A 15218-nucleotide genomic window follows, 5' to 3' on the forward strand; every position below is an offset into this window, starting at 1 on the left:
TGGACAACTCTCTTCAGTAAAAATTGTTGTGTTTAAAGCTCGCGTATGCATATAGGTTGCTTACTACAGCGCTATGTAAGAGGGGGTTTCCTTGGCTATATGTCAATTTCGTTTTGCTTTTTAAATGAAAGGCTTTCTGCCTCTCAAACTCTTAATAATCGCACCCCAAAATCATGACATCAAACCTGCGTTTAAATGAGAAGGCTAAAATCCTTAAGTTTTAAAGGCTGGGAAATTCTTAAAAGCGTATCGTTAGGCGCACGTGTGCCCCTTGATCAATAACCAAAAGGCTTATCTTGTTCTTTTCTCACGCGGCTTTGATATCATGATTAAAGAGAAAGCTTATAGGGGGATAAGTCAAAAGAAAGTGATGAAAATAATAAGGTATTTTAAGTGATATATATTTGAAAATATTATAAAAAAGACAAGAAAAGATAATAAATGGATATTTTGTTATATAAATACTTAGCGTTAAACGGATAGGTTATGAAAAGCCTTTCCAAAGTTTTTAAAACTGATTGTCTTTATACGTGTTAAAGTGTATAATGACGTTGTCGGGTGTGAGTTACACAAAATACTCTTTTAGTTAGAGATTGATACTAGCATTTTTTTAAAATGCATGATCACGATCTGTAGAGGTTAATTCTTCATCAAAAAACTTTTTAGCTTGTTCTTCTTGTTGGGCTCTACGTTTTTCCTCTTCACTTTTACCACAACCTGTAATATTCAATCCTATAGTCAATAGAGCTAAGCATATTAAAATAATTTTTTTCATTTTCCCCCTCTTTAGAAATTATATGTATTAATCTCATCAATTATATCGGAATACAGATTTAATTATCGTGATCTTTTGTTTTTTATTAGTATTGTTAATGGAAAAATACGTGAACAGTTTATTGTAAATATCTTATAAGTCTATCATAATAAAAAATTAGAAGGAAAGAGCCAAAACCTAATATAAACGAACAAATTGTAATGTTTATTAGTGCTTTTGACCAACCTATTGATAATATCATAATAGGAATTGTAAGCAATCCTATAAACCCCATTATCACTATAAGGCTTAGTATCAATCTTAAAGGACCACGAAGCCATAAAAGCAAAAGGACTAGCGCCTCTTTGCTTATTTGTGATTTTGACATTATTTTCCCCTCACGCGCTTAAATCAAGATGCTCTATAATATACACAGTACAATAAATGACACAAGTTATTTTGTTATAAAATCTTCGAGATCTGTTTGATGTTCAACGGATGAAATATCCGGTTTGGTAGAAGATGATTCTATTTGATATTCTTTCATAAAAGCAACTTTTTCTTCTTTGAAGAACAGAATAGGATTCACTCAGTATTGATTAGGCAATTTTGGTTTTAAAATTCCTTTTTGTATGAGCTTTCTTAAACCATTGTGAAAAGTTCTGTCGACCATATCGCGCTTTTTTCCATTTATACCTCCATCAAACCAGATTAAGGTAACGCTGCTGGGGTCTTCGTTTGTTGATTTATTAGATCGATATTCTTCTAAAACTATTATCAAAGCACGATGTCCTGTACGAGATAAATTAAAAATTGCTTGAATGCCATCAGAAAATATTTCTATAAAATTTTCTTTATTTTTTCTGTGACGTGAATTGTAGGTATGACCTCTGTTCTATTCGTATCAGAGTTGATAAATTTTTGTTGTGTAATGGACGTTTTTACAACTTTCTTATCGGTAAAAATTTCAGATTTTTTTGAAAAAAGAATTTTCATACGGGGAATATTTTTGCTTTATAAATTCAAATCGATGATGTGACCTATGGTCATGAAAAAAGGCTTATGAAAAAATAGAGGAAAGGTAAAACTGAAAACACCTTGCCTTCAAAAACAACCAATTGCTTCAAATCAAACCAGAATTTTTAATGCAAGCATTGCCTCATGTTGCTATGTTCATGAAACATGGATTGCAATCTGAAAGAGATTTAATCGGATCCATGGAATTTTTAGCGAAAATGAAAGGGATTTCCTTTCAGGCACTTGAAGAAGCTAAAGAGACTATAAGAAAAAATGTGCTTTCTTTTGTTATAAAAGAAAGCACATTGGGGGGATTAGAGTGACAGTTTTACATATTTTACTTTGAAAAGCGGTCTTTTTTATCTTTTTTCCACAAAAAATAAGTTACAAGTCCGAGAATGGGAACTCTCAATTTGGCAAAAGGGAAATGTTGACTGAGAGCTGCAAGGCTGGAAACGGTCGCGTCTGTCATTAGTTTATGGCGTTGTTCTTCTGTCTTTTTTTGTTGGTCATAGCGTTGATAAGCCTTGAAAACCCGACTGATAATAAGACCTAATCCTGCAAGAAAAAGACAAATTAAAAACATGATACTGGCAGCAGCAAGAGGCTTCATAACAGAACATAACGCAATAAAACCGATGATACATAAAAAAAGCAAAGACATGAAGAATGAAATGCCAATAAACCCATAGCAAATTGCTTGAAGGCGTACTTGCTTGACAGTGCTTTTAAGCCCTCCACCGACAAGATGGTTTAAAAGAGGAGCGATAAACTTATGCATTGCTTAACGACGCAGTAATTGAGAAAGAATAAAACCAACCCCTGCGGCAAACAAAACGCTTTTGCCAGGATTTTTGCGAACGCATTGATTCATGGTTTGTTCAAGATCACTGATTTTGTCTTTTGCTTGAGACATCATGTCTTCACCACTTTCTTTCGCTGAATGATATAGTTTTTCCGCTTTGTCTTTGGCGGCGTTAAATTTGTTTGCACCAAGATCTGTCAGGGTTGAGGTAATCCCTGAAATTTCAGTGCGTAACTTTTCTAATTGTCCTTGTAGGTCTTTTTCTTCTACGGTTGTTTTATTATGCTGTGTTGTTTTGTTCTGAGCCATGATATTCTTTCCCTCTCTTGATTTATTATATTTGTATTGGTGTGTTCATAGTGATCATTTGCATTGGAGTGAAAATTTTCACTGGTTGAGTAACGCCAAAAGTTTTTTTTGGTTCCTTTCATTTTGTCGAATTTAAAACTGTTTTTGATAAAATAAATCTTTCCTATACGATAGGCAATACCCGTAAAGGATTGCATCCGTTGAAAATTGTCTTATGCTTTTGCAGGAAGTTAGCACCATTCTTCAGTTTCTTGTGGCGCAGTTTTTATAATAGTTTTTTAAAAGCGTGTTAAGGCTTATTTTTTAGGTTTGTGACAGATAAAAAACATGGTTGTTGCGCTTTTGCGGCAGAAGCAATGTCATTTTTATGCTTTTGCAGAAGAACAAGAAAATAATATTGCTGTTCTTTACTCTCTATGTATTTGGGGACTAAACGAGCACTCCCATTATACTTGTGGTCAGTTTAAGATATTGCGATAGTTCTTTTTTTAAATGTAAGGTATATTTTTATTTTGGGATAGGTGGTACTTCAGTGCACTGGTTGTTAGAGATGTGCATATTCTTTTCTTCAAGAGTGTTATGATCTTTTTGCTGCTTATTCCATGCAAGCAAATATTTTGTTGGGTTTAAAAGAGCTGCTGAAATGAGAGAAGCTTTGCGATATGAGGGATTCATTCAACAGAAACGATGATAAATTATTCTTATAAATTAAAATATTATATGCAATACTCCTTGCGAGTCTATTATTTTGCCAAATTTATGTAATAAATTGATTGGCTAAGATCAACTTGTTGAATTGTTAGAGAAAAATTTCTTGAGTTATTTCTTTAGAATAAGAGAGAGCTTGTGGAATAAAACTATACTTGATTTATCAAGTTTTCTTTCTTAAGAGGAATGCGAAAATGACGTTAAAAGGGTAGTGGCATTGTGGAACAGTGATGCTGTGCGGGGTGACGATCCAGCTCATAAATAAAGATAAGACCATAAGAATGTGAGATAGAAATGGAATCTGAAACAGTACCTTTAGATAATATGTCTGCTGTAGTGACAGCGCATGATTTTTCTCCTTTTTCTATGTTTATGGCTGCTGATTGGGTGGTGAAAGCCGTTATCATTATTTTGTTACTTGCTTCTCTTATGTCTTGGACAATTGCTTTTGTGAAAATTATTGAGATCACTTTGGCAAAACGAAGAGTACGTCATGAACTTCAATTGGTTCTTAATGCTCAGACTCTTACGCGTTTGGCAGCTAGCTTGAAAGAAAGCAAAGGGGCTGGAGTGTTTTTTCTCAAAGAAGTTCTTAAAGAGGTGTATCTTTCTACACAACAGGTTCATTTTTCTGCTCCTGAAGGGATAAATAAAAGCTCTGGGGAAAGAACCGGTGCAAGGGAAAGTGCACAAACGATTGAAGACATTCTCTTTTATGAGGAGAGCAATCAATATGAAGATGTTTCCCGCGATGTTCGCGATGTTAGGGCTCGCGATGTTCATGAAGGTTTAAAAGAAAGGGTTCATTCGCTTTTGTCACGCTGCTTGTTGGCTGCTACACGCCGTGTTGCATGTGGAAGCACTGTTCTTGCAACCATTGGCGCAATTGCTCCTTTTGTGGGTCTTTTTGCGACTGTTTGGGGCATTATGAATTCTTTTATTGGGATTGCTCAGTCTCAAACAACGCGACTTGATGTGGTTGCTCCTGGGATTGCTGAAGCCTTATTCGCAACAGCTATTGGGCTTTTTGTAGCTATCCCCGCCGTTGTTATGTATAATAGCCTTATGCGTGCTTTGAATGGTTATCGCAATGATTTAGGCGATATCGCTGCGGCTCTTGAAAGGCTCTTGAGCCGTGAACTTGATAAACAAAGACAACAGAAAAGTCATAAAAAATGAAAGCAAGCCTGAATAATGATTGGGATACAGACGAAAGTGGGTTGCAAAGCGAAATCAATGTGACCCCTTTTATTGATGTTATATTGGTGTTGCTTATTGTTTTTATGGTTGCTGCACCTTTGGCAACATCTGTCATTCCCGTTCAGCTTCCTTCTATAACTCAAATACCTTCAGTGGTTCAGTCTGATGAACCTCTTTATGTTACTTTGCAAAAAGATCGTTCTCTTTACATTGGTGATCATCTTGTAGAACAAGCAGCTTTGAGAGAAGCTTTGTTGAGGGAAACTACGCAAAATTTAGAGACAAAAATTTTAATCAAAGCCGATAGCGAAATTGATTATGGTGCTGTCATCGATTTATTAAATCAAATACGCATGGCTGGATATAATAAAATCGGTCTTGTAGGATTGCAAAACTCTACCAATCTTACCTCAAAAGGTGTGATCAATAATAAAACCACAGGGGTAGCGGACGCTACTGTCGATGGAGCGGGTGGTAACGTTGTGGGGCATGTGGATGCCGTAACAACGGGCACAGCGGTAAATGCTAATATTTCAGAAGCTGCCTCTGACCAGTGATAAAAAACAGCCTTTGTTGCAGGAAGCAAAGCATATGACTCAAAGTCGTAGAGTGAAATTGATGAGGGTTTTGTCGTGGATTTATTAAACCAAATACGCATGGGTTTGATATTACGCAGGGGGTTCATATATTGAATCGGTTTTTTAAGATTAAGCTCTACTAATCTTGCCTCAAGAGGTGTGATCGAGAAAAACAGCAGGAGTGGTTGTTGTGTGTCTTAATACATTTTAAAGCCCTTTTTGCGACGGTGTTTATAAATGGTATGACGGTAAAGCCCCCCGTAAAATAATAAAAAATCTATTGAACCTCACTATCTTTATGCTTAACAAAAGAGCAAGCGAGCACCATTATAGTATTTATATTTTCTCCCAATGTTGTGACAGTACTTAGTACAAGTATTCATTATAGGTATTTTCTACATGCTAGCCACGTTTGGAACGTGAGAGATATACTTTTGATTGATGTAATATAAATAGATTTGCAATGAAACAATCTTATAGTATTGAGATTTCTCATTTAAGTTGCAAGATAATTAATTATTATAAATCAATATGATGTATAGATTGTAGACATTACAAGCGGTATGTGGGCTCTCAATGGTTAATGCCAATGTTTTTGTTATGGGGGGAGGGGTGTCCGGTGATAACGAAGTTTTGTATAGCGCAAGAAACGTAATTGAGAGATGATTGTTTAGAGGTTCCGTTTAGTAAAAAACTTTGAAGGCACATGCGCACTCCTTCTACACTTTAAAAGCCCAAAGGACTTCCAGTGAAAGAGTGGTTGCGAGTGTTATATTTTGAGAGTAGCGATTTTTCAGAGCTTCTTAAGTATGCCCCGTTGAACCAAAACCTCCTGTTCCACGGCTCTCGTTATGGCTTTGGGTATTTTGCTCTGGTTCAATGGCGCAAACATTGACTTGGGATACGGGAGCGATGACTGTTTGGGCAATGCGCATTCCCCGTTGGATAGAAAAGTCTTCTTGTCCTAAATTGATAAGAAGGACTTTGACTTCACCACGGTAATCACTATCAATCGTTCCTGGAGTGTTGAGGCATGTGATGCCGTGTTTTAAGGCTAAGCCAGAGCGTGGACGTATTTGTGCTTCAAGCCCACGTGATAAATGAAAAATGAGACCTGTTGGAATAAGTGCCCGCTGCCCAGGGGCAAGAACAAGCGTTTCTTCTTCTCCAATTGCTGCACGTAGATCAAGACCCGCAGAACCAGCCGTTGCGTAGTGAGGAAGTTCTAAACCTTGTCCGTGTGCAAGACGCTGAACAAATAAAGTCAGGGCATGTGAAGATTGAGAAGAGACAGGGTGATTGTTTAGAGGGGCGTTGGTTTCAGAGTGCGACATGATAAAGGTATTTCCAAAATATGAGGTCTAGAAAGAAATGGTACTTTAACAAAAGATATCCATAAAACCAAGTCGATAAAGGTTTGTTAATACAGGTTGTCCCCAGAGCTTGCTGATCTAGAATATTCCAAAACGCCATCTGACATCATTAATGGTATTTTTCAATAATGACATCATCAATGATGGCTTATACCTAAGGACATACGCTTATTTGAGATCTAAATTATGGTTACAGATAAGATTTTTTAGATACTACCAATAAGAATACCCGTGGCAAAAACTAAAGCACCACCAATGATGACCTGTAAAGAGGCACGCCAAAAGGGAGTTGACATGAATTTGTTTTGGATCCAGACGATTGCGCCTAGTTCGAAAAAAACAATGATAAAAGCAATAACGGTCGCTACATAAAAAGAGTTGATCAAATAGGGAAGAGTATGGCCCAATCCCCCTAATGTTGTCATAATGCCGCTGGCAAGACCTCTTTTTAATGGTGAACCACGCCCTGATAATTTACCGTCATCGTGGGCTGCTTCTGTGAAACCCATCGAAAGTCCTGCACCAATTGAAGCTGAGAGCCCTATCAAAAAAGTTTGATGCGTGTCTCCTGTGGCAAAAGCTGCTGCAAAAATGGGGGCAAGGGTCGAGACAGAGCCATCCATTAATCCTGCAAGACCTGGTTGAATCCAAGTTAAAAGTGTTTGTCTTTGCGTTTTCGAAGGTTTTTTTACGGTGTTATTGGCCACTGTTGTTTTTTTAGAGGGATGGCTGCTCTTGCTTTTTACAAGAGAAGTTCGGTCACATAATGAACCGATAGTGTTTGCACGATTATGGCAAGTAAGGCACAAAAGTTCCTTATAATTTTTAAGCTCTTGAAGCCCCATGGCGGTAAAAATTGCCGCTTCCTTAGAGGAATAAGGTTCTAGAGCTTTTGCATATTTTAAATAGAGCGCTGCATGTTGCTCTTTTACTTTGAGCGCTTGAAGCATCATTTTTTGTGCTGAACGAAAGAACAGAGCTTTACGTTGTACAAATGAAAAAAACGATCTTAACATTTTCTGTTCCTCTGCACTTTAGAATAATTCTAAAACATAAGAAAAATAAACCGAAAGTCAATCTAAAAGTTAAAAACTGACAAATTACAAAAAGGTTGCACTGAGAAATAAAGAGTGCTGGGAAGTCAAGAAAGCAAAGGAGATTTATCAAGAATAATGGTCACATGAAAGAAATGATTGCGTGAAAAATTTAAGAGAAAATATGCTTTATTTTGCTACAGGGACGTTTGAATGGAGTGTTTCAATGTATTGTGCTAGAGAATGTAGGGAAAGGAATAAGCTAGCACCATCATTCATTTGATGCGTTCAAAAGACTGTAACAGCTCTTGGAATTTGAGATGATTCTTTAAAAGAGACCTTTTTCAAGGGACAAAAGCCCATTTCGCGAGGGGACCCTGTGAAGAGTATAGAAGGGTAGAGCGACAAAATTTCCATGAAATAATATAAACTCCATTGAGTCTTCTTAATCTTTACGCTTCATAAAAGAGCAAGCCGGCATCATCATACACCTTAGCTCCCAGTGTTGCGACAGTCTTTAGCACGGTTTATTATAGGCATGGCATTTTATTGTACAGTTTTACGCCACTTGATCCCACGTGTGGAGGTGTAAGACAGTATTCTTATGATATTTACGCGCATTTTAGCGTTGTTACAGCTTTTACATTTAGGTGGATTTTTTAGCGTGTAACGAATTATCTTTTGTGCTGTGATTGCAGGGGCAGGTTTAAGGGTGGGAGTGCATAAATGAGAGAGATATTATCATATCAAATTGTTTGATCACGCATGAAAATTTATGCTTTATGAAGGGGCATTTACCGCCTTGTAACTTGCCTGATATCTTGCATGAAAGCCCAAAATTCAGTAGGATTCTCTCACTTCAAAACTTCTTATATTGAAACAATTCAAATCATTTTCTTGTGTATCACAAGGATGGGTGTGGGTGCTGTGTTTTTATTTAAAGTATGGGATGAGTTGAAATGTGAGAAGTGCATAATCTCTACGCGTTAACAAACGTTTTTGATGTTTTTAAAAAAGAGCGAAATTGTACAGATAAAAAAGGGAGCATATATGGAAAATAGTGATGGTTTGAAATTTTGGCGGCTTTCTGAAAAACTAACAATACTGCAGGCAGCGCTTTTAATAGTTGGATTAAATCCAGGAAAGTATTTGTTTGTCAACAAATTAGAACCAGAAAAAAGTGATATTTACGAAGATAACCTTTCCGTATCATCAGAGAAAACTGCTAATTTCCGTGCAGCCTATCATGCTATCGTTCAAGCGGGAAAAAGCAATCGATTAGAGATAGAATGGTCGTACTATAATTTTTCGGATTTTATAGATGCAGATTCCTCATATGTTCGCGTTGATGATTTAAAAGAATGGCTTTCATCGCGTGGTCTGTACCCTCCATTTTTTTTCCCTGAGGATGATTCTGCTGAGACTAAGGACCAAAAATATGCGTTTCAAGATCCAACGCATCCACGTTACGCTCCAAAGCTTGCTGCTATTGTTGCGGCATGGGAAGCGGTGAGTGAGGTTGAGGGTGGTAAAACTGTTAAAGGAACGCTTGCAAAATGGTTGCAACAGAATGCTGATCAATATGATTTACACAATAAGAAAAATGGTAAGTTAAAAAAGGATGTTATTGAGGAATTAGCGGCTGTTGCGAATTGGGAACCTACCGGAGGGGCGCCTAAGACACCTGCCAGCTCTCTTTGATCAAAAGAAAAAAAATAAAAAGATCACTAAAATTGTGCTGTTTTTTTTGATAATTTTGAAGGTAATCTCTTTTTCTGGGGGAGATTTTTACTTTTCTTCCCTAGATTATAAGTAATTGTTTTTCAATGAAAATAATTTTTATAGTGTTCCTCTGACTGTTCAGGCGGGGGAAAATAGACATTTTGGGGCAGTAAAATTTACCCTGTAGTTTTCGTAACTTACCTCTCTATTTTTGTTTGATTTTTTTGGGCATTTTTAAAATCCGTTATCAATTTAAGGAGTGCAACATGATTACAGTTAATCTTTTTTTTACTATGCGTAAAAGTGTGAAAATTTTTCGGGGAAATGTACGGATATTTGGCAATGTGTTGCGGATGAGGTGGTACATAAATCGTTTAGAATAGGCGTATTATCATGTTGGTTAAAGTTTGAATGATCGCTGTTATTCAAATAGTCGAAGTTGAGCGTTGTTACAGCTTTTGCATTTAGGTGGATTTTTTAGCGTGTAACGAATTATCTTTTGTGCTGTGATTGCAGGCGCAGGTTTAAGGATAGGAGTGCATAAATGAGAGAGAGATATTATCATATCAAACAGTGTTCAATTTATCGCATTGCATTGTTATGAATATAGCTGATCAAAATTTATTTATCATGTAGAGTGGGAAAAAGTTAACAGTATTAATTGAATATAAAAAAACATAAACTGTAATCTGAATTACAGTTTATGTTATTAAGTATTAAATAAGCTTCCTGTTTAAACTGTATTTAAGTGAAACGTTGTTTAAACGAGCATCCACGCACTGTCCGCAAAAGCATTGAATGTTCTTTCACCCGGTATACGATAAGGATCCCGCTTTTTAGAAAACAACCATGAAAAATACGCAATAAGACCCCAAAGTGCTGGTGCAAGTCCCATCATAACTCCTACCTTTACAACACCTTTTTTAACATCTTGTTCAGTGCTTTGTGTTGAAATATGATCCATAACCATATCAATAGCTTTAACAACTTTATTTTCTTTTGACACTGTAGAAGCAAAACTAGAACCTTGAGAATGGCTATTCAAATAATAAGCATTAGCTTCCAAAATCTGTGAAAAGAAAAAGGCTATTGTAACAATATATAACGCGATTTTTTGAAATATTTTCATTATAATGATCCCAATTTAAAAGATTTAAACAATTTTTTTTCATTACACTCTCTAAACAAAACAAAAAAAGCACCGTGGCATCCCGTGATGTATAATTTTATTATGTGTTTAATGTGTTGTTAATACAGAGTGTTTAATTGCACATTTTATATTATATTTTATGTAATTTCAATAGTTTATTGATTCTGTAAACTTTTCATTTTGGTTTTTTACTTAAATTATAAGCTGTAATTTTTTTGTTAATTTAGAAATAAATTTAAATTATATTATTGTTTTTATTATATTTATTTTATAATCTTTTTTGGTAATTCGTAAACGCAATTCTATATTATTAACGGAGATATTTTAAATAAACAAAATGTTTTTTAATAAGCAAAATGTAGTTTTATTGTGGTGTAAATGACATATGTTCTGTATGAACTTTTCAAATTTCATAGCATTTTATAAAAATGCTATGAAATATTGATGTAATTTTTAAGATATATTTCGGTGTGAAGTAATCGTTTTATGTTATCTTGTAAAAACACTATTTTGCGGTGTGGTGATGTAAGTTCTGTGTTCAGCGTTATAGTTATCAATCGGTTATCATATGGTAAGTAAGCTAATATTATTCAGATTACATAAGCATTATTAGCAGAAATTGATGCGTTCAAAGATGAATGGAGTATTCTGTGTAGTCTTAAAGCGTTTGAATCATTAAATAATGCTATTTATTTTTCTTTTCAAAAGTGCTGGCTTTTTCATCCGCTTCATTCGTATTGAGGGACGTAAATAAACAAGTTGTGAGGTCGAATATCTTTTGGTAAATTGAGCGATTGAACACTTCAATAGCGCGAAGAACAAGGGATTGTTTGTTATGCCAAATTATGAAAAAATTTTTTCAATCTCGGAAAGATATTCCTATTGCGGCAAATCATATAAAGTTTAAGCAATGGCAGCACGGTTTTTTGTGCAATGAAATGATAAATATGTACAACATCACGGTAATCTCCGTGGGAAACTTTACCAGATCAATAGTACGGATAGTGACTTCTGCTTACCCCAAATCGCAGATATTTCAAAACAACAACGGTGGAGAATGAATGTTGGATATGTTCTAGGGAAGGTTGCAAAAAATGGCTAAAAAGTTCTCAAAAAAGATACCAAAAATGACGAAAGGAGCGGTTTCCCACTCCTTCGTTCCTATCTCCCCTTTCGGGGAAGCGGCCACCATTACTGATGCCGTGTATGCTGACATATATACGCTTATTTTTTTTAAAAGTCAATGGTGTAAACGCGGTAAATGTTTGAGCATAAGAGCTATGACTTTATGAAATTCTTCTTCAGATAATCTTGGAACAGTACGTGAGCAACTTAAACGACTTACAGAAACTGTTGTGACATAATTGCAGATAATCCATGCTTTTTTATTTTCTATAGGAGATCGAAGTGGGTAGGCGGCTGGATTATTGGGTTGTGATTTCGTCGAAAAAGGCAAAACTGTCACATTTCCATAGAGTTTTGCATTCTTAGAAAGCACTAAAACAGGCCGCTTTTTCCAAAATTCAGGGAGTATCGAATCATGAGGAAAATCGCACCAAAAAACTTGTCTGATGCGTGGTGCCGATTTGATTCGTGGTTTTATATGAGGTGGTTTTTGGTAAGGAGCATTTAAATCTCTTTCTTTTATATGCTCGCGCCATGCATTATAATCATGTTCCATCATAACACATGGTTCTTCAAGTTTGGTTATATCTAAGGAAATAGGTGATAGGGTAGGAGGCGCTGTGTTCTTATCTTCAGCCATAGCAGACCATTTATATTTATCGGTCCCCTCACTTATTATTTTACGGCTTTTCTATCATGGGTTTTTATCAAAATGTTGCTCATAAGTACAGAGAAGTGAAACCATAAAATGGATATATCTGCTTATTTTTGTCTTTTGAGTACAACGCTAGAGGAGGGATATTGGTGATAGGGGGGTGGCGGTGGGTGGTTTTGGGTGGTGATTGGTGACTTGGAGGGTTCTTGGTTAGGGGGAAGCGATTGGAGAGAACGAGTGCACGCGGTTTCGTTTCTATTTTATGGTTAGAGTTTTTTATTGCTTGAAAGGAGTCCTTTTGAGGCAACATAAAAACTGATAAGCATGTAAAATAGACTAGCAACGACATTCCAGCCGGCAAATGAAAGAAAAAGAAAGCGTGCGGATGCTTCAGAACAAGAAGGGGGATGAATGTTGTTTAACTGGTTAAGAAGCTGGTTAATGTCTGAGGTTTTTCTCACTGCGCTTAAACCACAACTGAGGGGGGCTGCCCAAAAGCCGTATTCAACACCTGCATGATAAATGGCTAAAACAAGGCTTATACACATTAAGACAAAAACACACAAAAATAAAAGTTGTATCCAAGCAGACATGCGAAAAAAACATGCCCCAAAACCTGCTAAGAGCAAAAAGGGTATGGCACCATAATAGGGAAAACGCTCTATGAGACACAAATCGCAAGGAAGATACCCTCCAAAATATTCAAAACCAAGGGCAAGACCTATTGTAGCGGACAAGCAAAAAGCAAGAAAAAAAGCCCATAAACTTTGTTCTTTTCTGCTGGGTTCAAGATGAAGGTGCTTGTATAAAAGTGGGTGAGAAGACAAAACGCACGCCATTAAGTCTGTTCCTTATAAAAGCTTTTTGTTTAAAAAAGCTATGAAAATCCCATAAATTAAAACGAGACTAACACAACCAATGAGAATAATCCATTTGAAATTCTGTACTAGAAAATTCATTGCTTTTTGCCCAAAATGTTTAATCAGCCACGCGAGAAGATAAAAACGAGCGCCTCTAGAAAAAATACAAATAAGAATGAAAAGTTCAAGACGTACACTCATTACACCGGCCAAAATTGTGACAATCTTGATGGGGGGAAGATGAAAAAAACCTGATGTTATCAGTAAAATGACTAGAAATTGCAGGGTTGCACTATTTTTCAGAGATTCAAAACTTTCAACCTTACCATAAATTTCTAAAATGGGTTTGGCAAGAGTATCATAGGCAAAATGTCCGATAAACCAACCGGCAATGCCTCCTAATACAGAACAGATAGTCGCAATCAAAGCATAGCGATAAACTCGCTTTTGATGGATAAGCAGCATCGGAATATATAAAACATCTATGGGAATTGGAAAAACAGAACTTTCAATAAAGGCAATGAAACCAAGCCAGTGTGGTGCTGTACGCCGATTTGCCAAAGAAATCGTCCAAAGCTTTAATTTGTTTAATATCATGAGGCTTTCTATAAATTTAAGAGGTAAAGACTTTACAAATGAGATTGTTATAAATCCGGTAGAGAAATCCAATAAAGAAAATATTTCATAAAACAGATAAGAAAATGATATGAATTCTTAAAAAATGAGAAGTCTGCTGTTGACGAATCTGTGCTTCTTCATATAGTGCAAAGGAATAATCGACAAGTCTGTATTTTAAGTCCTGTCTTTTGTAGCAATGTGCGGGTGTGGTGGAACTGGTAGACGCGCCAGACTCAAAATCTGGTTCCGAGAGGAGTGTCGGTTCGAGTCCGACCACCCGCACCATCTCATAGAGATTTTCCTTTATCCTGTTATGGCTATCATGTTAATTTATAAAACATGTGGGATTTATAGATAGTCTTCACTGTTTTGCATGTTGAATGAAAAACCTCGAATACCATAGGATTCTTTCATTTTAAGTTTGTTTATTTTAAGTCTGTTTATAGTAAATTAACCGAAATCATGTCTTTTGTACATTGCAAGCTAGATGCGCTATTGTGGAATGAAATTTTACAAAAAATGAATAAAAATGCCTCTCAATAAACCGTTTCAAGGGTATCATTGGGGGGTAGGAGTATATGATGGATGGTGCCAGCTTGCACTTTTATCTTGCACTTTTATGAAGTGTAAAGATGATGCTCTATAGATTTTATATTCTTGTGGGCGTTGTTGCAAAATGGGCGTCAGGGTTTTGAGAGATGTTTCTTGAAAACACGCATGTGAATTGCCAACCCAAGTGTCTTGGATTTGAGTGTGTTTGGGATTTGAGTGTGTTTGGGATTTGAGTGTGTTTGGTTTGGAGCGCTGTCGTATGACATGAGGGGCGTGATCCAAAAAAGTCCCGTGAGAAACACAAGCATGAGGCAATGCGTAAACTCCTTTCTTTAAAAGACAGAGCTGTAGAGGCTTTGAAAGTCGTAACAGGGAAGTAAAAGGAAATAGTAAGGTTGGAAATTGGTTTTTGCCTTGACAATTTCATATTCTCCCCAAATGAAACTGTTTCCCCGTTACAGAAATTCCATAAACAGAGAACCGCAATATCCTCTCTCCACTCTGGCATACAATAGCTGTAAAACACTCTCATTTGAAGTGTGGTCATATAGGGTCTGTAAACTTCCTTGAAACGTTACAGTAATTTTTTTCAGTGTGTGTTGGATATTTTTAAGTTTGTTTGTTTTACTTTAGGTTTAAGGGCATTCCATGGGGAGGTGCCAAGAGGAGCCTGTCCCAAGAGCCCCCAAGATTCGTTGTGTTCTTACAAACGGATATGATTTTAGAAATGGGTTTTTAGAATCTTTATCCTTTGAGAG

12 protein-coding genes and 1 tRNA gene are annotated in these 15218 nt (G+C 36.3%); 4 read left to right on the forward strand and 9 right to left on the reverse strand.

Going from position 1 to position 15218, the window contains the following annotated elements; translation table 11 throughout:
* Positions 1-610: 610 nt before the first annotated feature.
* The 3 genes from U736_RS12545 to U736_RS0105380 form a co-directional block, all read right to left on the reverse strand.
* A complete protein-coding gene (locus U736_RS12545) occupies positions 611-775 on the reverse strand; it encodes a hypothetical protein (protein ID WP_169728635.1) in 165 nt (54 codons plus the stop codon).
* Positions 776-2108: 1333 nt separating this feature from the next.
* The gene (locus U736_RS0105375) at positions 2109-2552 is read right to left on the reverse strand and encodes a membrane protein (protein WP_026500403.1); all 444 of its coding nucleotides are present in this window, start codon (positions 2550-2552) and stop codon (positions 2109-2111) included.
* A gap of 3 nt (positions 2553-2555) precedes the next feature.
* Entirely contained in the window at positions 2556-2885 is a 330-nt protein-coding gene (locus U736_RS0105380; protein WP_015856916.1) for an ElaB/YgaM/YqjD family protein, read from the reverse strand.
* A 1002-nt stretch (positions 2886-3887) separates the two neighbouring features.
* Here U736_RS0105380 and U736_RS0105390 point away from each other — a divergent pair.
* Entirely contained in the window at positions 3888-4772 is an 885-nt protein-coding gene (locus U736_RS0105390) for a MotA/TolQ/ExbB proton channel family protein (RefSeq protein WP_015856915.1), read from the forward strand.
* Positions 4769-5350, forward strand: a complete 582-nt coding sequence (locus U736_RS0105395) for a biopolymer transporter ExbD (RefSeq protein WP_015856914.1) — start codon at positions 4769-4771, stop codon at positions 5348-5350. Before U736_RS0105390 ends, U736_RS0105395 begins: the two co-directional genes overlap by 4 nt.
* Before the next feature lie 824 nt (positions 5351-6174).
* Here U736_RS0105395 and dut read toward each other — a convergent pair.
* Complete coding sequence (gene dut, locus U736_RS0105400; protein ID WP_026500404.1) at positions 6175-6705, reverse strand: dUTP diphosphatase; 531 nt, start codon at positions 6703-6705, stop codon at positions 6175-6177.
* Between the two features lie 245 nt (positions 6706-6950).
* Positions 6951-7760, reverse strand: a complete 810-nt coding sequence (locus tag U736_RS0105405; RefSeq protein ID WP_015856912.1) for a VIT1/CCC1 transporter family protein — start codon at positions 7758-7760, stop codon at positions 6951-6953.
* Between the two features lie 1068 nt (positions 7761-8828).
* On the opposite strand from U736_RS0105405, the gene U736_RS12595 reads away from it, so the two are divergent.
* The gene (locus tag U736_RS12595; protein ID WP_015856911.1) at positions 8829-9479 is read left to right on the forward strand and encodes a hypothetical protein; all 651 of its coding nucleotides are present in this window, start codon (positions 8829-8831) and stop codon (positions 9477-9479) included.
* A gap of 781 nt (positions 9480-10260) precedes the next feature.
* On the opposite strand, the gene U736_RS0105415 is transcribed toward U736_RS12595, so the two are convergent.
* The 4 genes from U736_RS0105415 to U736_RS0105440 all read right to left on the reverse strand — a co-directional run bounded on the left by U736_RS0105415 (position 10261) and on the right by U736_RS0105440 (position 13887).
* Positions 10261-10629, reverse strand: coding sequence for a hypothetical protein (locus U736_RS0105415; protein ID WP_015856910.1), 369 nt, complete (start codon positions 10627-10629; stop codon positions 10261-10263).
* Positions 10630-11890: 1261 nt separating this feature from the next.
* Positions 11891-12415 carry a type II toxin-antitoxin system PemK/MazF family toxin gene (locus U736_RS0105430; RefSeq protein WP_015856909.1) on the reverse strand — a complete coding sequence of 175 codons (525 nt, stop codon included), beginning with the start codon at positions 12413-12415 and terminating at the stop codon, positions 11891-11893.
* A 281-nt stretch (positions 12416-12696) separates the two neighbouring features.
* Positions 12697-13269 (reverse strand): disulfide bond formation protein B, encoded by a 573-nt coding sequence (locus tag U736_RS0105435; protein ID WP_015856908.1) that lies wholly within the window; start codon positions 13267-13269, stop codon positions 12697-12699.
* Between the two features lie 12 nt (positions 13270-13281).
* Complete coding sequence (locus tag U736_RS0105440; protein WP_015856907.1) at positions 13282-13887, reverse strand: YqaA family protein; 606 nt, start codon at positions 13885-13887, stop codon at positions 13282-13284.
* A gap of 221 nt (positions 13888-14108) precedes the next feature.
* Between U736_RS0105440 and U736_RS0105445 the strand changes: the two genes are divergently transcribed.
* Positions 14109-14193 (forward strand) — tRNA-Leu (locus U736_RS0105445).
* Positions 14194-15218: the final 1025 nt, after the last annotated feature.

Source organism: Bartonella grahamii ATCC 700132 (genome assembly GCF_000518085.1).
Lineage (GTDB): Bacteria > Pseudomonadota > Alphaproteobacteria > Rhizobiales > Rhizobiaceae > Bartonella > Bartonella grahamii.